Source organism: Ralstonia sp. OTU4908, from assembly GCF_038440115.1.
Classification (GTDB): Bacteria; Pseudomonadota; Gammaproteobacteria; order Burkholderiales; family Burkholderiaceae; genus Ralstonia; species Ralstonia pickettii.
The window spans coordinates 109,358-128,319 of the sequence record NZ_JASATD010000002.1; the positions used below are offsets into that span (position 1 = coordinate 109,358).

Here is an 18,962-nt window from a genome sequence, read left to right on the forward strand (position 1 = left end):
GGCTCTTTCTGTCACTTTTCGAGGTGCCGACGCCACGGATTTTGCGGCAAGCGCGTTGCTCAAGCCTTTGTTTCTCTGGCATAATTCTCGTTTCTCCACCCGGCAAGTGATTCGAAGGCTGGTCGCACGGTGGCTCCTACCCTGTGAGCACCGGAAGCGCGCCGCGAATTGGCTACCTCTACCCCAGGGCCCATCATGAAAGAAGGCATTCACCCGAATTACCGCGAAGTCGTGTTCCAGGACATGTCCAGCGACTTCAAGTTCATCACCCGCTCGACCATCCAGACCAAGGAAATGATCACGCTGGACGGCAAGGAATACCCGCTGGCCAAGATCGAAGTCTCGTCCGAATCGCACCCGTTCTACACGGGCCAGCAAAAGGTTCTGGACACGGCCGGCCGCGTGGAAAAGTTCCGCAACAAGTTCGGCAGCAAGATCGGCAAGGCTGCCAAGTAATACCGGCGCCGGAGACGGCTCACCAGATGACCCGTCTCACTGGTCAGAAAAAGGCAGCTCCGGCTGCCTTTTTTGTTTCTCGGTACATGCTTAGGCCGTTGATTCGGCCGCTCTTTACGATTCGCACGTTCCAGTGCAACCCCGACTGGGCTCGCCCGGTCTGACACCCGATGAACACCACCCGCGTCTCGCGCATCCGCCTGACTGCCGCCGCCACCCGAGAGTTGCCGCGCTGGCTGCTGCTTGCCATCTGCGTGATCTACGGCCTGTCGGGCCTGTTCTCGCGCGACCCGTGGAAGAACGAAGACGCCGCAGGCTTCGGCGCGATGTGGACGCTGGCCACCGGCAGTGCGCAGGACTGGCTGATGCCGAACATCGTCGGGCGCCCCGTCGTGCAATCTGGGCCGCTGGTGTTCTGGATCGGCGGCGCGTTCATTCACCTCTTCGGACAATGGCTCGGCCCGGCGGACGCGTCTCGCCTGGCCACCGCTCTCTTCTTCTTCGTTACCAGTGCTTGCATCTGGTACGGGGCTTATCTGCTGGGTCGGCGCCCAGAAGTCCAACCGTTTGAGTTCGTCTTCGGCGGCCAGCCAAACACGCGCGACTATGGCCGTACACTGGCAGATGGTGCACTGCTGATCTTCCTCGCCTGCGTTGGCCTCGCGCAACGCGGTCACGAAACGACACCGCTGGTCGGGGCGCTGTGCTTCGTGGCGGTCGCGGTGTATGGCTTGATCCGAGCGCTCGACAAGCCGGTGCACGGCAGTCTCGTCTACGGCATCGGCATCGGCTGCCTGTCGCTGGCGGGCGGCCCAATCCTGCCATTGGCCATCACGGTGGCCGTATTGATCGCCGCGCATGCCACGCGCGTACTGCCGCTGCGACCTCTGCTGACAGTAGCACTGCCCGTGTCGATCGTACTCGGCTGCTCGTGGCCGGCAATAGCGTACTTGCTGGCAAACAATCCGACTGACGCCGTGACCTACGTCCGTGAATGGGCGCGCTTCGATCGCCATCAATACGCCGGTCCTACGGCGCATTCGCTTGGCTTTGTCGCACGCAACCTGCCGCTGTTTGCTTGGCCGGTTTGGCCGCTGGCCGCATGGGCGTGGAAAAGCTGGGGCGGCATGCGTACCGCTCCGCATATCACGTTGCCATTGGCCGTCCTCCTGCCGCAATTTGTGTTGCTGCTCATGCAGCCTCACCCGGGCGACGACGGCTTCCTGCTGCTGATTCCGCCGATGGCCGTGATGGCCACGTTCGCACTGCCAACGCTCAAGCGTGGCGTGATCAGCGCAATCGACTGGTTTGCTCTGCTGGCTTTCACCATCTTGGGTGGCACGCTATGGCTGCTGTGGATCGCCAAGATGACGGGTTTTCCGCCTCAGCTTGCGCGCAACGTGTACCGCATCGTGCCGGGCTACCGGCCTGAGTTCAGCTGGACCGCGTTGGTCTGCGCGCTGCTCGTGACCGCGGCGTGGGTGCTCATCGTGGTCTGGCGCACATCGCGCGCACCCAAGGCCATCTGGCGCGCCGTGGTGATCTCGGCCGCCGGCACCACGCTCATGTGGGTGCTGATGATGACGCTGTGGCTGCCCACCATCAACTACGCCAAGACGTACCGTGATGTTGCGCAGTCGGCCGCCCTTGCGCTGCCGCGCACCTACACGTGCGTGCAGCCAATCCGCATGGGCGATGCGCAGCTTGCCTCGTTTGCGTACTTCGGCCACATCCGCTTCGGCAGCGCCGAGGACAACTGCGACATCCTGCTGCGTCACGACCCGTACGACTACGGTGCACCGACGAGCGTCTCCAACTACGAGTGGCGCCCGATCTGGGAAGGCCGACGCCCCGCCGACCGCGACGAGCACTTCCGCATGTACCGCCTGACCGAGGCCGCCACCGCCACACATCCGCCGCCCGCGCCGGCCACCACACGCCGGCGCAAGCTGCGCCAATAACGCTCTCGGTCGTACCCACATGTTTGTCGCCGACGTCCGCCGCATTACCGCACTGGCTTGGCCTGTGCTGATCGGCCAGTTGGCGGTCATCGCTTTCGGCGTGCTCGATACGGCGATGGCTGGCCGCGCCTCTGCAGCAGACCTCGCGGCCATCGGACTCGGCGGGTCGATCTACGTGACCGTGTACATCAGCCTGATGGGTGTGCTGCAAGCGCTCTCGCCCATCGCCGGCCAACTGTATGGCGCGCAAAGGCACAGCGAGATCGGCGAAGAAGTGCGCCAGGCTGTCTGGCTCGGGCTGGTGCTCGCGGCGATCGGCATGCTGATCCTGTGGTTCCCCGCCCCACTACTGCAACTGGCAGACGCCACGCCCGAACTCGCGGAAAAAGCCACCGCCTATTTGCGGTATGAAGCACTCGCATTACCTGCAGCGCTCGGCTTCCGGATCTACTCTGCGTTGAACAACGCGCTGTCGCGCCCAGTGATGGTGACGGTACTGCAGCTCGCCGGCCTCGCCATCAAATTTCCGCTCAACGCACTGTTTCTGTACGGCGGCATGGGCGTCCCCGCGATGGGTGGCCCGGGCTGTGCACTCGCCTCGATGATCATCAGCTGGCTATGGTTTGTGGCTGCGGCCGCCATCCTGATGCGCAATCCCGCATACAAGCCGCTTGCGATTTTCACGCAATACTCACCACCCAATCGCGCCCGGCTGTGGGCACTCGTACGCCTGGGTGTGCCGATGGGCTTCACCTACCTGATCGAGATCACATCGTTCACGTTGATGGCGATCTTCATCGCGCGTCTCGGTACGGTGGTCTTGGCAGGGCATCAGATTGCCGCCAACCTTGGGGCAGTGGCCTACATGGTGCCGCTGTCCTTGTCGATCGCGACGTCGACGCTGGCTGCGCAGTCGATCGGCGCGCGCGATCGCGTTGCGGCCCGACGCATCTCGCTGAACGGCATCAAATTGGCGGTGATGTGCGCGATCATCGTCTGCGCGGCCGTGCTGTTCTTGCGTCGCGAGCTGGTCAGCCTCTACACGCACGATGCTACTGTCCTGGCGATTGCGGTGCCGCTGCTGCCTTTCATCGCCTTCTATCAGATGTTCGATGCGCTGCAGGTCATGACTGCATTCATCCTGCGCGCATACAAGATCGCGCTCATCCCGACCGTCATCTACGCCTTATCGCTGTGGGGCGTGGGTCTGGGCGGCGGCTACGTGCTCGGATTTGGACTACTGGGGGAGTTTGCGACGCCTCTGCGTGGCGCAGCCGGCTTCTGGGCGGCCAACGCGCTCAGTTTGATGGTGGCCGGCGCGTTGCTGGTCAGCTATTTCAATCGAGTTAGCCGTACCGCCGATTAAAGAAAGCCATTCGCCGCCGCTTTAAAAGCGGCGTCAATCTGGAATGACTAGAACTGAATAGAAAGCGCAAAAGAAAAAACCCGCTGCAAGCAGCGGGTTTTGATTTGGCGGAGCGGACGGGACTCGAACCCGCGACCCCCGGCGTGACAGGCCGGTATTCTAACCGACTGAACTACCGCTCCGTGTCGGTCGCAACATCAGCTAGAGACTGATCTTGCTATGAGCTTCTGGTTAAGCTCTTGTTTTGGCGTCCCCTAGGGGATTCGAACCCCTGTACTCACCGTGAAAGGGTGATGTCCTAGGCCTCTAGACGAAGGGGACAGAAACTGTTTTGCAACGCTTTCTGTCTTACGCTGCGAAGTCCGCTACTATAACGAACTTTTTTGCGTTTTGGAAGCCTCTTTTCAAAATTTATTTTTGAATCGAATCTTCCGGCATTTTGGTGGAGCTAAGCGGGATCGAACCGCTGACCTCTTGCATGCCATGCAAGCGCTCTCCCAGCTGAGCTATAGCCCCAAGGTACTGCCTTTTACTGCTTGCTTCTTACTGCATTTCGCTTCGTGTTGCAGCGAAAACAAGAGTATAGGGGAAGTGTTTAGCGCTTGGCAATACCCTTAAGCAAAAATTTTTGAGCCGGATTCATCACGCGCCCAGGCGCCGCAGAACGACGTCGCGACCGAACAGTTCCAGCACAGCATCAATCGACGGCGTTTGCAGTTGGCCCGCCACCAGCAGGCGTACCGGCATTGCCAGCTTCGGCATCTTCCAGCCCTGTGCCGCCAACACTTCCTTGAAGGCAGCGCCAATGGCCTCGCGCTTCCACTCCGGCAGCGCGCCAAGCTTCTCTGCCAGCACGGCAATGCCAGGGCGTACGTCGTCAGTGAGATGCTGCGCAGCCAATTCCGGCTCGACCGCGATATCCGTGCGATAGAACAGCAGCGCGGTCTGCGCGACTTCACGGAGCGTGTTGGCGCGATCCTTCACGAGCGCAATCACGTCAGCCAGCACAGGGCCGCCATCGACCTTGCCACCCAGCTCTTCAATGAACGGCTTCACCAGATCGGCCAGGCGCACGTTATCGGCCTGCTTGATGTAGTGGTTGTTCAGCCAGGCGAGCTTTTCGGGGTTGTATTGCGCCGGCGACTTGCCCAGGTGTTCGAGGTCGAACCATTCGATGAACTGTTCGCGCGAGAAGATCTCAGCATCACCGTGCGCCCAGCCGAGGCGGGCGAGGTAGTTGACGATGGCTTCGGGCAAATAGCCCGCATCACGGTAGCCGGTGACGGCCATGGCACCGTGGCGCTTGCTCATCTTCTCGCCCTGCTCGTTGAGCACGGTCGGCAAGTGAGCGTAGACCGGCGGCGTACCACCAAGCGCGCGCAGGATGTTGATCTGGCGGGGGGTGTTGTTGACGTGGTCATCGCCGCGGATCACGTGGGTGATCTGCATATCCATGTCGTCGACGACCACGCAGAAATTGTACGTAGGCGTACCGTCGGGGCGCGCGATCACGAGGTCGTCGAGTTCATCGTTGGAGATTTCGATACGGCCCTTCACTGCGTCGTCCCACACGACGCTTCCGCCGATGGGGTTCTTGAAACGGATCACTGGTTGCACGCCGGCTGGGGGCGTGGGCAAAACCTTGCCAGGCATCGGGCGCCAGGTGCCGTCGTAGCGGGGCTTCTCGCCACGCTCGCGTTGCGCTTCGCGCAGAGCGTCGAGCTCTTCGGTGCTCATGTAGCACGGGTAGGCGAGTTCCTGCTGCACCATCTGCGCGACCACGGCGCGGTACCGGTCCATCCGCTGCATCTGGTAGAACGGACCTTCGTCGATGTCCATGTCGAGCCAATCCATCGCTTCCAGGATCACGTCGACGGCTTCCTGGCTGGAGCGCTCCACGTCGGTGTCTTCGATGCGCAGAATGAAATCTCCCTTCATTTTGCGCGCGAAGGCCCACGGATAGAGTGCCGAGCGGATGTTGCCGAGGTGGATGAAGCCCGTGGGGCTGGGAGCGAAACGAGTGCGGACGCGCTGTGTCATAGGAATGGCCGAACGAAGAAGGCCGCGTGGTCGGACCCTGAGTACGGATCCTGAGCGGCCTCTATCAAAACCGAAATTATAGCAACCGAGCTGCACCTGTCTGGCCGACCCGTCGCCGAACTTTGGCACAATGGCGGCCGGCCGCAGTGCGCTCCGTTACGACTGAACACAACTACGCGGCATATCAAACCGCCCCAACCTCCTCATGCAACGCCGCCTCTTCCTGGGTGCCGCCGGCGCCTCGATACTCTCCGCCTGCACCGTGACGGGCTTTTCGCCCGGCAAAACTGAAACACCCGTCACCCCCGCCACGGCTGTACTACCGCCGACGGCCCTGCCCGCCTCACAGCCCCTGCGGATCGGGTTGGCGCTGGGCGGCGGTGCCGCGCGCGGTTTTGCGCACATCGGCGTCATCAAGATGCTGGAAGCCCAGGGCATTCAGATTGACTTCATCACCGGCACGAGCGCGGGCAGCGTGGTGGCGGCGATCTACGCATCGGGTATGTCGGGGCTGGAGATGAACCGCATGGCCCTCAAGATGGACGAGGCCATGATCGCCGACTGGGCGCTGCCCTTCGGAACGCGCTTCGGCGGCTGGCTCAAGGGCGAGGCGCTGGAGAAATACATCAACCGGCTGGTCAAGCAGAAGACGATCGAGCAGATGCGCATTCCACTCGGCATCGTTGCGACGGATCTGGCGAGCGGCAAGCCGATCCTGTTCCGGCGGGGCAATACCGGTCAGGCGGTGCGTGCGTCCTGCAGTATCCCGGGCGTGTTCCAGCCGGTAACGATCAGCGGTCGCCAATATGTGGACGGCGGCTTGGTGGCGCCAGTGCCGGTTACCTACGTCAAGCAGATGGGCGCGACGTTCGTGATTGCAGTGAACATCTCGGCAGACCCTGCCAACCAGGCTGTGTCGGGGCAGGCGAGCATGCTGCTGCAGACGACAGCCATCATGGGGCAGAGCATCAGCAAGACGGAGCTGGCCCAGGCCGATGTGGTCATCACGCCGTCGCTGCCGTTTGTGAAGGGCAGCGACTTTACCGCGCGCAACGAGGCGATTCTCGCGGGCGAGCAGGCTGCCCAGGCCGCCATGCCGTTGCTGCGCGAGAAGCTGCATCTGACGCAGACCGTCGTCGGCACACCCTTGCCACCGCACTGACACGCCGTCTGCAGGCAACAAAAAAGACCGCCGCGGCGGTCTTTTTTCTATTGCGTGATAGCCAATCGGAGCGACTCAACCACCGTACATTGCCAGCGGTTTGCCAGCGGCGTTCGGGTCAACGCGCTTGAGCTGTTCGACAAAGTTATCGGCGCCGTCCTTGATTGCGGTACCGGAATTGCCCTCGATGCGGCGGGCGCCGTTGTAGCGCGTCACCCAGTACGAGGCGGTCATGTCGTCCACGCGAATCTTGCTGCCCGTGGACGGTGCGTGCACGAACTTATTGTCGCCGATATAGATGCCGACGTGCGAGAACGTGTGGCGCATGGTGTTGAAGAACACCAAGTCGCCAGGACGCAGTTCAGCCGTGTCGACGCTGGTGCCGACGCGGCTCATTTCCACGGCGCGGCGCGGCAGCAGGAAACCGAAGGTGTCATTGAAGACGTAGCGGACGAAACCGCTGCAATCGAGGCCCGATTCCGGCGTATTGCCCCCGAAACGGTAACGCAGGCCGATCATGCCCAGTGCGTTCATGACCACGTCGCCGGTCTTGCTCATTACGTTGGAAATGAGGCCGGACTTGGCTTCGGGCTTGACGTCGGCGCGGACTTCCGTGTCCTTGAAGACCGTATCAGCATGCACCGCATTCGACACGAGCACGCCGCAACCGATCACAACACCTACCGCCAGGCGCGCCATGGAATGAAGTACGAAATGCTGCATTGGCTCTCCCTCGGAAACTTGTAATGATGCGGCCGACATACGCCGTCGCAAATGAGAACAGTCCGAATCTTGTTAAAACAATCTCGCAGGATGATAAAAGTGACACTTTGACTTGTCAAAGGTCGTTACAAATTCCTCGGAATCCACATGCAAATCAGGTACTTAGACATGACTTTAGATGCGCATTCTTACAAAAACCGCGCCTCTAAACTGCACTGACCTGGGGCAAGAGCAGTGGAAATTACGGGTTATCCCGAGCGGGGATGAGCGAGGCAGCCGCCATCAGCTTGCAGGTGTAGGGGTGCGAAGGCGACGCCAACACCGCTTCAGTGTCGCCCTCTTCCACCACTTTTCCATCCTTCATCACCACCACGCGATGTGACATCGCGCGAATAACGGCAAGGTCGTGGCTGATGAATAGATACGACAGGTTGTACTTTTTCTGAAGGGCTGAGAGCAGCGAAAGCACCTGCTGCTGGATCGACACGTCAAGCGCCGAAGTCGGCTCATCAAGCACCAGCAACTGCGGCTTGAGGATCAGCACCCGCGCAATGGCAACGCGCTGGCGCTGCCCACCCGAGAATTCATGCGGATAGCGGCCCAGAGCCGTGCGATCCAGCCCGACCTCGCGCAGCGCCTCGATCACGCGGTGACGGCGCTCGGTGGCGTTGACATGCGGCTGGTGCAGCGCAAGGCCCTCGCCAACGATCTCTTCGATCGTCATGCGCGGCGACAGCGAGCCATACGGGTCTTGAAACACGACCTGCATGCGCGCGCGCACCGCCCGGCGCTCATCGCGAGAAATGCGCAGCAGCGAGTTGCCAAGGAAGCGCAGGTCGCCGCTCTTTGCGGTTTGTAGACCCAGCAGCGTCTGCGCGAGCGTGGTCTTGCCAGAGCCGGATTCCCCCACGATGCCGAGCGTCTCGCCTTCGCGCAGTTGCAGCGACACGGCATCGACCGCGGTGAACGGGTCTGTCCTGAACCAGCCGGCAAATCCAGGGCGATGGCGTTCGTAGGTGACCGTCAGCTTGTCGGCTTCGAGCAGCACCGGTGCAAGCGGCACCAGCGGCAGCACGTCGCGCTGCGGGCGGCTCTCAAGCAAGCGCACCGTGTACGGGTGCTGAGGCGCGGCAAATACGTCGGCTGTGTTGCCGGTCTCGACCAGGACGCCCCGCTCCATCACGCCAACGCGCTCAGCAAAGGCACGGACCATGTTCAGGTCGTGCGTGATCAGCATGATGGCCATGCCGAATTCAGCCTGCAGCTCGCGCAGCAATTGCAGGATCTGCATGCGCACCGTCACGTCGAGCGCGGTGGTCGGCTCGTCAGCCAACAGGAGCTTGGGCGAACATGCCAGCGCCATGGCAATCATCGCGCGCTGGCGCTGACCGCCCGACAGTTGGTGCGGGAAGGCATCAAACCGGCGCGGCGCCTCCGCAATGCCGGTGCGCTCCAACAGCGCAATCGCACGTGCCTTGGCGGCGCGCTTGTCCAGTCCCTCGTGCAATTCCAGCGTTTCGACGATCTGGTTGCCGATCGTGTACAGCGGGTTGAGCGCCGTCATCGGCTCCTGGAACACCATGGCGACATCGGCGCCACGCAGGCCGCGCATTTCGCGCTCGCTGGCGGCCAGCAGATCGCGGCCTTCGAGCAGGATACGGCCGCTGTATTGCGCATCGGCCAGCAATCGCATGATCGATAGTGCGGTCACGGACTTGCCTGAGCCCGATTCGCCCACCAACGCGAACCGCTCGCCGACGTGCAAATCGAGCGAGACATGCTTGACGGCTTCTGTCACCTCGCCGTGCTCGGATTCGAAATGCACGCACAGGTCATCCAGGCTCAGCAGCGGGCCGTCGAACTTCGGTGCGGAGGAACGCAGATCGACGCGGGTCATTTCACCCCCGTCGGTTTCTGGCGCGTGCGAAGTTGCGCGAATGACAGGCGCGTGTCGAAGGCATCGCGCAGCGCGTCGCCCATGAAAGTCAGCAGCACGAGGGTCAGCACGAGCACCACGAACGTCGATAGCGAGATCCACCACGCATCCAGGTTGGCCTTGCCCTGAGCCAGCAGCTCACCGAGGCTCGGGGTGGATGGCGGTACGCCGAGCCCAAGGAAATCGAGGCTAGTGAGCGCAAGAATGGCCGCGCTCATGCGGAACGGCAGGAAGGTGATCACCGGTGTCAGGCTGTTGGGCATGATGTGGCGCCACATGATCTGCCAACTGGACAGGCCCATCGCTCGCGCGGCCTTCACATAGTCGAGCGAGCGGTTGCGGTAGAACTCGGCGCGCACGTAATCCGACAGGCTCATCCAGCCGAACAGCGACAGCAGGATGATCAGCAGCCCAAGGCTGGGGGTGAAGATCGACGCGAAGATGATCAGCAGGTACAGCTCCGGCATCGAACTCCAGATTTCAATCAGGCGCTGCGACACCATATCGAAGCGCCCGCCGAAGAAGCCCATCAGCGCGCCGGTCAGTGTGCCGACCACCACGCCGAGCACCGTGAGCGCCAGGCCGAACAGCACCGACACGCGGAAGCCATACAGCAGCCGCGCAAACACATCGCGGCCACGGTCATCGGTACCGAGCCAGTTCTCAGCGGACGGCGGCGCCGGGTTGGGCTCCTTCGAGAAATAGTTCAGCGTCTCGTACGAATACGGATTGGGCGGGTAAATCGCAAAGCTTCCCGGCTCCTTGAACTTGTCCCGGATGAATGGATCGAGGTAATCCGTCGGGGTCGGAAAATCCCCGCCGAAGGTCGTCTCGGGGTATGCCTTCACGATCGGGAAATACCAGTTGCCGTGATACTTGACCACCAGCGGCCGGTCATTGGAAATGCATTCGGCGCCCAGACTCAGAACGAACAGCACCACGAAGATGATCAGGCTCCAATAGCCCAGCCGATGCTGCTTGAAGCGACGCCACGCGCGCTTGAGCGGCGACGGCGAATGGCGCACCGGATGCGCCGCCGCTATGTTGGATACCTGGGTGGAAGTGCGGGAATACTGCGTCATGGTTGCTGGCCCACCTATCGCCCAACCGAGCCAAAATGGATACGCGGATCGACCAGCACGTAGCACACGTCGGAAATCAACCGCGCAGCCAGCCCAATCAGCGTGAACAGGTAAAGCGTGCCGAGCACGACCGGATAATCGCGTCGCATCACGGCCTCATACGAGAGCAGCCCCATGCCGTCGAGCGAGAACAGTTGCTCGATCAGCAGCGAACCCGTAAAGAACGCACCAATGAATGCCGACGGGAAGCCCGTCACCAGCGGCAGTAACGCGTTGCGGAAGATGTGCTTCCACAGCACGCGCCGCTCCGACAGGCCCTTGCTACGCGCGGTCAGCACGTACTGCTTGCGGATTTCCTCCAGGAACGCGTTCTTCGTCAGCATGGTGATGACGGCAAAACTGCCCACCACCGACGCCATGACGGGCAGCGTGATGTGCCAAAGGTAATCCGTGATCTTGCCAAGCAGGCCAAGCTGATCCCAGTTGTCGGACGTGATGCCGCGGATCGGGAACCACTGGAAGAATGTGCCCCCACCAAACAGCACCAGCAGCAACACCCCCAGCACAAAGCCCGGGATGGCGTAACCGACCAGCACGATGATGCTGGTCACAAGATCGAACCGGCTGCCTGCGCGCACTGCCTTCGCAATGCCGAGCGGCACCGCTATGAGATATGTGAGAAAGAATGTCCACAAGCCGATCGAAATCGATACCGGCAATTTCGACTTGATGAGATCCCACACGCTGCGGTGCTGGAAATAGCTTTCACCCAGGTCGAAGCGTGCAAAACGGCCAAGCATCAGGAAGTAACGTTCGACGGGGCTTTTGTCGAAACCATACAAGGCGCGGATTTCCTTGATCTTCTCGGCGTCGACGCCCCGACGCCCGCGATAGTCGAAGGCGCCGCCACCGCTGGCCTCGCCGCCACCGCCCCGCCCCTTCATCTCCATCATCATCTGTTCGACCGGACCACCGGGCACGAACTGGATCACGACAAACGTGAGCGTAACAACGCCGATCAGCGTCGGGATCAGGAGCAGCAACCGTTTGATCAGGTACGCGAACATGGTGTCACCGATGCGGTCATTTAGCAGCCGATTGGGGGGATTCCGGCATCCGCCACCAGGCCGTCAGCACCCAGGCCTCGGCCGAGTAGTAATACGGCAAACGATCCGGGTACATCAGGTTCTTGTTGTAGGCCACGCGGTGCAAAGCCGAATACCAGTGTGGAATCACATAGCAGCCGTGCATCAGTACGCGGTCGAGCGCGCGCGAGGCGGTGATCAGCTCGTCGCGATTGTCGGCACGCAGTACATCGTCGATCAGCGCGTCCACGGCTGGCGATTTCAGGCCGATCACATTGTCCGAGCCGGCCTCGTCAGCCGCCGCTGAACCGAAGCGATCCTTCAGCTCGTTGCCGGGGCTTTGCGAATCCGGAAAGCGCAGCGAGATCATGTCGAAATCGAACTCTTCCAACCTCTTCTGGTAGAGCGCGAAATCGGTCATGCGCTGGTTGACCTGAATGCCGAGCTTCTCGAGGTTGCGCGCGTACGCTGCCATGACGCGGCTCATGGCGCCCCCGTCATCGAGCATCTCGAAGACGAACGGCTCGCCCTTGCTGTTGCGCAGCGCGCCGTCCGTGTACGTCCAGCCGGCTTGCGCCAGCAGGCGACGCGCCTGCCGCAGGTTGTCCCGCAGCGAGCTGGGGGGATCCGTCGAAGGCGGGGCGGACAGCACGCCAAACACTTCGGGGTCGAGCTTGCTGCGCAGCGGCTCCAGCAACGTCAGCTCACCCTTGCTGGGCGTGCCCGTGAGCGAATCCGACGCGGCCAGCTCGCTATTGGCGAAGTAGCTGTCGAGCCGGCGATATGCACCATAGAAAAGCTGTCGATTGAGCCATTCGAAATCGAGCGCCAACGCCAGCGCCTTGCGCACGCGAAGGTCCTGGAACAGAGGCCGCCGCAGATTCATCACAAAGCCCTGCATGCCGGCACCGTTGCGATGCGGGAATTCGCTCTTGATCAGCTCGCCGCTGCGAAATTTCACGCCGACGTAACTCTTCGCCCAGTTCTTGGCGCGGTATTCGACCATGGCGTCGTACTCGCCAGCCTTGAACGCCTCCAGGCGGGCAGTTTCGTCCTTGTAGAGCTTGTATTGGATTCGCTCAAAGTTGAATGACCCACGGCGAACATTCAAGTCGCGCCCCCAATGATCGGGATTGCGCCGAAAGGTAATGCCGCGCGACGGGTCAAAGCGCTCGATCACATACGGGCCGCTCGCGATCGGGTCCTGGAAGGTCAGCTTGTCGAATGCGACATCCTTGCCGCCGTCCGGATCATCGGGCTTGCCACTGCCCTTGCCCCACTTGGGCGAGAACACCGGCAGGCCGCCGACGATGAGCGGCAGCTCCTTGTTCTTGCGCTTGAAGTCGTAACGGATGGTGCTGGCGTCCACCACCGTCACCTTGGCAACATCCGCGGTCATGCTGCGGTAGGCGGGGCTTGCCCCCTTGCCCATCAGCATGGCGTAGGAGTATTTGACGTCGGACGCGCGCACGCGATCGCCATTGGAGAATCGTGCGCGCGGGTTGATGTGGAAGGTGACCGAGAGCTCGTCGGGGGCGACCGTCACGTCGTCCGCAAGCAGGCCATAGCCACTGGCGGTTTCATCCCAGCTTGTGATGAGCAGGCTTTCGAAGACCAACTGATTCAGCCCCGGCGCCGACGTCCCCTTGATCGTGAACGGATTGAACTTGTCAAAACTCGTGCGGCGGTCCGGATTGCCGAGCAGCAGCATGCCGCCGATGGGCGCCTTCGGGTTCAGATAGCCGAAGTTGGAGAAACCGGCCGGATACTTGAGGTCGCCATATTCGGCGTAGCCGTGTGCCGCCCACGCGGGAGTCGCGCAGATCGCCCCCAGCAGGCTGAACAGCGCCATGAATCGCTTGTGTGCCGCAACGCGCACGCTCATTGCGCCCCTTGCCCCCAAAGTCCTTGCATGCGTTGATCCGATTGATCGCTGTCTGAAAAACTGTTTTCGACGATTCTAACGCCCTCACGCGGCAATTCCGCCAATTCAGGGCCGGGGATCGTCCCGCATTGACAAGGCCGGCAGGGATTGTGCGGCACCGCGCAAATGGGCAGCCGCCCCGCGCTTTCCGGTATGATCGCGCCCACCTAATTGCCTCGTGCCCAGGATGCCGCCGCTGCGCAGCCGCAGTGACGAGTGACCACAGCAACATACGGGCGCGACGTTGCCCCACATTTGTACGGAGAAACCATGGGATTCCTCGCTGGCAAGCGCATTCTGATTACCGGCCTTCTGTCCAACCGCTCGATTGCCTACGGCATCGCCAATGCCTGCAAGCGCGAAGGCGCGGAACTGGCCTTCACCTACGTCGGCGAACGCTTCAAGGACCGCATCACTGAATTTGCCACCGAGTTCGACAGCAAGCTGGTGTTCGACTGCGATGTCAGCAGCGATGAGCAGATCGCCAAGGTGTTCGAAGACCTCGGCCAGCACTGGGGCCACTTCGACGGCCTGGTCCACTCGATCGGCTTTGCACCGCGCGAAGCGATCGCCGGCAACTTCATCGATGGCCTGTCGCGCGAGTCGTTCCGCATCGCGCACGACATCTCGGCGTACAGCTTCCCCGCGCTGGCAAAAGCTGCGCTGCCGATGCTGTCGCCCAATGCTTCGCTGCTCGCCCTGACGTACCTGGGTGCTGAGCGCATCGTCCCGAACTACAACACGATGGGCCTGGCCAAGGCGTCGTTGGAAGCCGGCGTGCGCTACCTGGCCGGCGCGCTGGGGCCGAAGGGCATTCGTGCCAACGGTATCTCGGCTGGCCCGATCAAGACGCTCGCCGCCTCTGGTATCAAGGATTTCGGCAAGCTGCTGAAGTACATGGAAGAGGTCGCCCCGCTGCGCCGTAACGTCACGATCGAAGAAGTCGGCAATGTGGCTGCGTTCCTGCTGTCGGATCTGGCAAGCGGTGTGACGGGCGAGATCACCTACGTCGATTGCGGCTTCAACGTGACCGCAGGCGTGCCGGAGAGCGTCGGCCAAGGCTGATTTGCATTGGTGCGCGCGCGGGCCATCTTCGGATGGCCCGCGCATACCAAGCCAACAAAGCAGCAGACAAAGAAAAAGCCCGCATGGCGCAAACCATGCGGGCTTTTTGACGTGCATTGCAATGCGAGCCGTCACGTCAGCTCGACTCGCATCCGCCTGTTGGGTGCGCTTCCCGCGAGAAGCGCCAAACTGGCGGAGACGGAGGGATTCGAACCCTCGATCCAGGTTTTGGCCCGGATGCTCCCTTAGCAGGGGAGTGCCTTCGACCTCTCGGCCACGTCTCCCAAACTCGCGTCGCACGAAGGAGCCCGTGCAACGAAACGCGTATTCTAGCCACTTCACCCCACCCGGTCAACGACAACTGCATGACACGCGGCGAGAATCTGGGGCTCTCGGGGTCGCCACCCCGGCCGATCAGCCGATTACGCCTGGTCCAGCTCGAACGCCTTGTGGAGTGCGCGCACGGCCAGCTCCATGTACTTCTCATCGATCAGCACCGAGATCTTGATTTCCGAGGTGGAGATCATCTGGATGTTGATCCCCTCTTCCGACAACGTGCGGAACATCTTGCTGGCGATGCCTACGTGCGAGCGCATGCCCACGCCCACCACCGACACCTTCGACACCTTCGGGTCACCCGACACGCTGGCCGCGCCGATATGCGCCTTCACGCTATCGTTCAGGATCGCCAGGGCGCGCTGGTATTCGCCACGCGGCACGGTGAAGGTGAAGTCCGTCTTACCTTCCACCGACTGGTTCTGGATGATCATGTCGACGTCGATGTTGGCGTCGGCAACCGGGCCCAGGATCTGATAGGCGATGCCGGGCTTGTCCGGCACACCGATCACGGTGATCTTGGCTTCGTCGCGGGCAAAGGCGATGCCGGAAATGGCGGCGGCTTCCATGTTCGAATCTTCCTCAAAAGTAATCAGCGTGCCCGAGTTCATCTCAACGTCGAGCGGCATCAGCGGGTCGGTCAGCGACGACAGCACGCGGGTCTTCACGCGGTACTTGCCGGCAAACTCCACCGAGCGAATCTGCAGCACCTTCGAGCCAAGGCTGGCCATTTCCAGCATCTCTTCGAAGGTGATCTTGTCCAGGCGACGCGCGTCGTCCACCACGCGCGGATCGGTCGTATAAACGCCATCGACGTCGGTATAGATCAGGCACTCCTCGGCTTCGAGCGCGGCGGCAACCGCCACGGCCGAGGTATCCGAGCCACCACGGCCCAGCGTGGTGATATGGCCTTCGCTGTCGATGCCCTGGAAGCCCGTGATGACCACCACACGACCGGCGTCGAGATCGGCGCGCACACGCTCGTCGTCGATCGACTGGATGCGCGCCTTGGTGTAGGCCGAATCGGTCTTCACCGGCACTTGCCAGCCGGTGTAGCTGCGGGCATCGATGCCTTCGGCATGCAGAGCAATGGCCAGCAGACCCACACTCACCTGCTCGCCAGTCGAGGCAATCATGTCGAGTTCACGCGGGTCGGGTTGGGCCGAAATCTCTTTGGCCATACCCAGCAGGCGGTTGGTTTCGCCAGACATGGCCGACGGAACGACCACGATCTGGTGACCTGCACGGTGCCACTTGGCAACGCGCTTGGCGACATTCTTGATGCGTTCAACCGAACCCATCGAGGTGCCACCGTATTTGTGAACGATGAGAGCCATCTTGGAAAGATCAGGAGGAGGCGGAGCGGTGCAAAAGCTTTTGAAAATACAGCAATTTGCATCGATCGGCAAGCAATCCGCCGGTGACGATGTGTATCACGACGCACCCTCAAGGCCAGGACGCCACGTGATGCGCCAACCAGTACCGCTATGCGTGGCCGCCTGGTTCATTCCCAGCCCCGCGGCAAACACCAGCATTTCGCCTGCATAGAGCAGTGGCAAACGCTCGCGCTCCCACGCAGGAATGCCGGCTTCCTGGTAAGCCTGCTTGAGCGCCCGCGACGGCCCGCCCGGGCGCAGCACGATGCGCTCGCCACCGCGCCGGGGCGACAGGACCAGCTGCGCTTGCAAAGTTTGCGTCGCAACGCCATCGCTCGCCACGGGCGCAAACAACAGCGCCCCGCCCCATGCGTCCACCGCCACACGCTGCTCGGCCGGATGCGCCGGCTCGAACAGCTGGGCCCCGATCGCGACCGCGGCCTGCCCGGGGCGATCGTTGGTGCCAGTGTCGATCCATGCAATGCCACGGTAGCGCCTGACCTGCCCAGTCGGCAATTCAATGCGCAGTGCACCGTCATCTCGCGCGTCAACCAGTTGCGTATGCAGATCCTCCAGGCGGCGACTCGACAGCGCGCGCATGCCCCCCTTGGCCAACCAGGCACGCAGCACCGCACGCTGACGTGGCGCGGACAGCGCGCTCAACGCCGCCACGTTCAGTTCATTGGCCGACGCGACCTGGCTCAAGTCCGCCTGCGCAATCTCATCGATCAACGCAGCCGCATCCGCCAGATGTGCCGCACTGCGCGACAGCGCCTCGCGATAGGCCGGGAAATGATCCGCCATGCCCGCAAGCAGTGGACGCAATGCATTGCGTGCATAGCGTGCGTCGGTGTTGGAAGGATCTTCGACCCAGCAGAGCGCGTGGGCATGTGCGTACAGTTCGATCTCGCTGCGCGGTGCATCGACCCATGGACGCAGCAACGTGACTGCACCCGCCCGCGCCATCGGCATGGCGGCCAGGCCATCGAGGCCGGCACCGCGCATCAGTTGCAGCAGCACCGTTTCCGCTTGGTCATCCTGATGATGCGCCGTCAGCAGAATGGAGGCGCCCGTCTCCGTGCAGAGCGCTTCGAGCGCTGCGTACCGGGCTTCGCGCGCCGCCTCTTCAACGCCCCGCCCCGCATCAACCGCTACATTGACGCGGCGCCCATGAAACGTAACGCCGACCGCTTGGGCCATGCGCCGACACGCGCATTCCCAGACATCGGCGTCAGCATGCAGGCCATGGTGAATATGGAGCGCCACGAGCTGCACGCGGGCACCCGCGTCGCGCCACGCGGCACACGCGTGCAGGAGCGCCGCGGAATCCCGCCCGCCTGACAGGGCAATTGCCACAGTCGGCGGCTCTGCGTCTCCAGAAACAACAAAGGCCGCACACGCGGCAACGCGTTGTGCGACCTTGTTGACGAGATCAGCCGACGAATCAGCGACCTTCGGTTTCCTTGAACTTGCCATAAGCCATCAGGCGCTCGTGACGGCGCGCCTGGAGTTCCGACGTCTTCATGCCCTGGAACTGGCGCAGCGATTCGGCCAGCGCGCGCTTGAGCATCGTCGCCATGCTCTTCGGATCACGGTGTGCGCCGCCCAGCGGCTCGTTGACGATCTTGTCGATCAGGCCGAGCGCCTTCAGGCGATGCGCGGTCAGGCCCAGTGCCTCAGCGGCTTCCGGCGCCTTCTCTGCGGTCTTCCACAGGATCGACGCGCAGCCTTCCGGCGAGATCACGGCATAGGTGGCGAACTGCAGCATGATCACGGAATCGCCCATGGCAATGGCCAGTGCGCCGCCCGAACCGCCTTCACCGATGATGGTGGCGATCAGGGGCACCTTCAGGCCGGCCATCACAAACAGGTTGTGCCCGATGGCTTCGGATTGGCCACGCTCTTCCGCATCGATGCCCGGGAATGCGCCCGGCGTATCGACAAACGTGAAGATCGGCAGGCCGAACTTGTCCGCCAGCTCCATCAGCCGCTTGGCCTTGCGGTAGCCCTCGGGCTTGGACATGCCGAAGTTGCGCAGCGCGCGCTCCTTCGTGTCGCGACCCTTCTGGTGACCGATCACCATGCAAGCCTGGCCGTTGAAGCGCGCCAGACCGCCCACGATCGACAGGTCGTCGGCGAAGGTGCGATCGCCGTGCAGTTCGTGGAAGTCGGTAAAGATCTCGCGGACGTAATCGAGCGTATATGGACGCTGCGGGTGCCGGGCGATCTGCGCGACCTGCCATGGCGTCAGGTTGGCGTATAGATCTTTGGTGAGCTGCTGGCTCTTGGAAGCCAGGCGGGAAATTTCTTCAGAAATGTCGACAGCGGAATCGTCTTGTACGAAGCGAAGTTCTTCGATCTTCGCCTCAAGTTCTGCGATCGGCTGCTCGAACTCCAGGAAGGTAGTTTTCATGGATCTTCTGAAAGGCTCTTGAAGGCGCGCATTCTAC

Annotated in this window: 14 protein-coding genes and 4 tRNA genes; 5 read left to right on the top strand and 13 right to left on the bottom strand. The window is 62.1% G+C overall.

All coding sequences use genetic code 11. From position 1 onward, the window contains the following. Nucleotides 1-195: 195 nt before the first annotated feature. The 3 genes from AAHM38_RS02340 (at nt 196) to AAHM38_RS02350 (ending at nt 3,783) form a co-directional block, all read left to right on the top strand. Nucleotides 196-456 carry a type B 50S ribosomal protein L31 gene (locus tag AAHM38_RS02340; protein WP_004626237.1) on the top strand — a complete coding sequence of 87 codons (261 nt, stop codon included), beginning with the start codon at nt 196-198 and terminating at the stop codon, nt 454-456. A gap of 170 nt (nt 457-626) precedes the next feature. Further along, nucleotides 627-2,417, top strand: a complete 1,791-nt coding sequence (locus AAHM38_RS02345; RefSeq protein WP_009238436.1) for an ArnT family glycosyltransferase — start codon at nt 627-629, stop codon at nt 2,415-2,417. A gap of 19 nt (nt 2,418-2,436) precedes the next feature. Next, nucleotides 2,437-3,783, top strand: a complete 1,347-nt coding sequence (locus AAHM38_RS02350; RefSeq protein WP_012761746.1) for an MATE family efflux transporter — start codon at nt 2,437-2,439, stop codon at nt 3,781-3,783. 105 nt (nt 3,784-3,888) lie between these two features. On the opposite strand, the gene AAHM38_RS02355 is transcribed toward AAHM38_RS02350, so the two are convergent. From AAHM38_RS02355 to gltX, 4 genes are all read right to left on the bottom strand, one after another. Then, nucleotides 3,889-3,965: transfer RNA gene (locus AAHM38_RS02355), tRNA-Asp, on the bottom strand. A gap of 63 nt (nt 3,966-4,028) precedes the next feature. After that, nucleotides 4,029-4,104 (bottom strand) — tRNA-Glu (locus tag AAHM38_RS02360). Between the two features lie 119 nt (nt 4,105-4,223). Next, nucleotides 4,224-4,299 (bottom strand) — tRNA-Ala (locus AAHM38_RS02365). Between the two features lie 126 nt (nt 4,300-4,425). Further along, on the bottom strand, nt 4,426-5,823 hold the full coding sequence (gene gltX / locus AAHM38_RS02370; protein ID WP_012761745.1) for a glutamate--tRNA ligase: 1,398 nt from the start codon (nt 5,821-5,823) through the stop codon (nt 4,426-4,428). A gap of 205 nt (nt 5,824-6,028) precedes the next feature. Here gltX and AAHM38_RS02375 point away from each other — a divergent pair, with 205 nt between their 5' ends. Beyond that, on the top strand, nt 6,029-6,985 hold the full coding sequence (locus tag AAHM38_RS02375; RefSeq protein WP_012761744.1) for a patatin-like phospholipase family protein: 957 nt from the start codon (nt 6,029-6,031) through the stop codon (nt 6,983-6,985). 75 nt (nt 6,986-7,060) lie between these two features. On the opposite strand, the gene AAHM38_RS02380 is transcribed toward AAHM38_RS02375, so the two are convergent. The 5 genes from AAHM38_RS02380 to AAHM38_RS02400 form a co-directional block, all read right to left on the bottom strand. Continuing rightward, entirely contained in the window at nt 7,061-7,708 is a 648-nt protein-coding gene (locus AAHM38_RS02380) for a C40 family peptidase (protein ID WP_009238440.1), read from the bottom strand. A gap of 241 nt (nt 7,709-7,949) precedes the next feature. Next, nucleotides 7,950-9,605 carry an ABC transporter ATP-binding protein gene (locus AAHM38_RS02385; RefSeq protein ID WP_116574841.1) on the bottom strand — a complete coding sequence of 552 codons (1,656 nt, stop codon included), beginning with the start codon at nt 9,603-9,605 and terminating at the stop codon, nt 7,950-7,952. After that, nucleotides 9,602-10,726, bottom strand: a complete 1,125-nt coding sequence (locus AAHM38_RS02390) for an ABC transporter permease (protein WP_116574840.1) — start codon at nt 10,724-10,726, stop codon at nt 9,602-9,604. Before AAHM38_RS02390 ends, AAHM38_RS02385 begins: the two co-directional genes overlap by 4 nt. Before the next feature lie 14 nt (nt 10,727-10,740). After that, on the bottom strand, nt 10,741-11,793 hold the full coding sequence (locus tag AAHM38_RS02395) for a microcin C ABC transporter permease YejB (protein WP_116574839.1): 1,053 nt from the start codon (nt 11,791-11,793) through the stop codon (nt 10,741-10,743). 16 nt (nt 11,794-11,809) lie between these two features. After that, entirely contained in the window at nt 11,810-13,696 is a 1,887-nt protein-coding gene (locus AAHM38_RS02400; protein WP_179817505.1) for an extracellular solute-binding protein, read from the bottom strand. A gap of 309 nt (nt 13,697-14,005) precedes the next feature. Here AAHM38_RS02400 and fabI point away from each other — a divergent pair, with 309 nt between their 5' ends. Beyond that, complete coding sequence (fabI, locus tag AAHM38_RS02405) at nt 14,006-14,800, top strand: enoyl-ACP reductase FabI (protein ID WP_116574837.1); 795 nt, start codon at nt 14,006-14,008, stop codon at nt 14,798-14,800. Between the two features lie 190 nt (nt 14,801-14,990). On the opposite strand, the gene AAHM38_RS02410 is transcribed toward fabI, so the two are convergent. The 4 genes from AAHM38_RS02410 to AAHM38_RS02425 form a co-directional block, all read right to left on the bottom strand. Continuing rightward, nucleotides 14,991-15,084, bottom strand: a tRNA-Ser gene (locus tag AAHM38_RS02410). A 138-nt stretch (nt 15,085-15,222) separates the two neighbouring features. Further along, nucleotides 15,223-16,473: an aspartate kinase gene (locus tag AAHM38_RS02415; RefSeq protein WP_009238446.1), complete on the bottom strand. Its 1,251-nt coding sequence runs from the start codon at nt 16,471-16,473 to the stop codon at nt 15,223-15,225. A gap of 96 nt (nt 16,474-16,569) precedes the next feature. After that, entirely contained in the window at nt 16,570-17,988 is a 1,419-nt protein-coding gene (tilS, locus tag AAHM38_RS02420; RefSeq protein WP_116574836.1) for a tRNA lysidine(34) synthetase TilS, read from the bottom strand. Beyond that, the gene (locus AAHM38_RS02425; RefSeq protein WP_004626201.1) at nt 17,957-18,925 is read right to left on the bottom strand and encodes an acetyl-CoA carboxylase carboxyltransferase subunit alpha; all 969 of its coding nucleotides are present in this window, start codon (nt 18,923-18,925) and stop codon (nt 17,957-17,959) included. Before AAHM38_RS02425 ends, tilS begins: the two co-directional genes overlap by 32 nt. Between the last annotated feature and the right edge of the window lie 37 nt (nt 18,926-18,962).

What these genes read in the sequence shown, in the direction of transcription:
- AAHM38_RS02390 (WP_116574840.1), bottom strand. Translation starts at nt 10,726, where the DNA reads ATGACGCAGTATTCCCGCACTTCCACCCAGGTATCCAACATAGCGGCG.
- AAHM38_RS02345 (WP_009238436.1), top strand. Translation starts at nt 627, where the DNA reads ATGAACACCACCCGCGTCTCGCGCATCCGCCTGACTGCCGCCGCCACC.
- fabI (WP_116574837.1), top strand. Translation starts at nt 14,006, where the DNA reads ATGGGATTCCTCGCTGGCAAGCGCATTCTGATTACCGGCCTTCTGTCC.
- AAHM38_RS02380 (WP_009238440.1), bottom strand. Translation starts at nt 7,708, where the DNA reads ATGCAGCATTTCGTACTTCATTCCATGGCGCGCCTGGCGGTAGGTGTT.
- AAHM38_RS02340 (WP_004626237.1), top strand. Translation starts at nt 196, where the DNA reads ATGAAAGAAGGCATTCACCCGAATTACCGCGAAGTCGTGTTCCAGGAC.
- tilS (WP_116574836.1), bottom strand. Translation starts at nt 17,988, where the DNA reads ATGGCAAGTTCAAGGAAACCGAAGGTCGCTGATTCGTCGGCTGATCTC.
- AAHM38_RS02415 (WP_009238446.1), bottom strand. Translation starts at nt 16,473, where the DNA reads ATGGCTCTCATCGTTCACAAATACGGTGGCACCTCGATGGGTTCGGTT.
- gltX (WP_012761745.1), bottom strand. Translation starts at nt 5,823, where the DNA reads ATGACACAGCGCGTCCGCACTCGTTTCGCTCCCAGCCCCACGGGCTTC.
- AAHM38_RS02375 (WP_012761744.1), top strand. Translation starts at nt 6,029, where the DNA reads ATGCAACGCCGCCTCTTCCTGGGTGCCGCCGGCGCCTCGATACTCTCC.
- AAHM38_RS02425 (WP_004626201.1), bottom strand. Translation starts at nt 18,925, where the DNA reads ATGAAAACTACCTTCCTGGAGTTCGAGCAGCCGATCGCAGAACTTGAG.
- AAHM38_RS02350 (WP_012761746.1), top strand. Translation starts at nt 2,437, where the DNA reads ATGTTTGTCGCCGACGTCCGCCGCATTACCGCACTGGCTTGGCCTGTG.
- AAHM38_RS02400 (WP_179817505.1), bottom strand. Translation starts at nt 13,696, where the DNA reads ATGAGCGTGCGCGTTGCGGCACACAAGCGATTCATGGCGCTGTTCAGC.
- AAHM38_RS02395 (WP_116574839.1), bottom strand. Translation starts at nt 11,793, where the DNA reads ATGTTCGCGTACCTGATCAAACGGTTGCTGCTCCTGATCCCGACGCTG.
- AAHM38_RS02385 (WP_116574841.1), bottom strand. Translation starts at nt 9,605, where the DNA reads ATGACCCGCGTCGATCTGCGTTCCTCCGCACCGAAGTTCGACGGCCCG.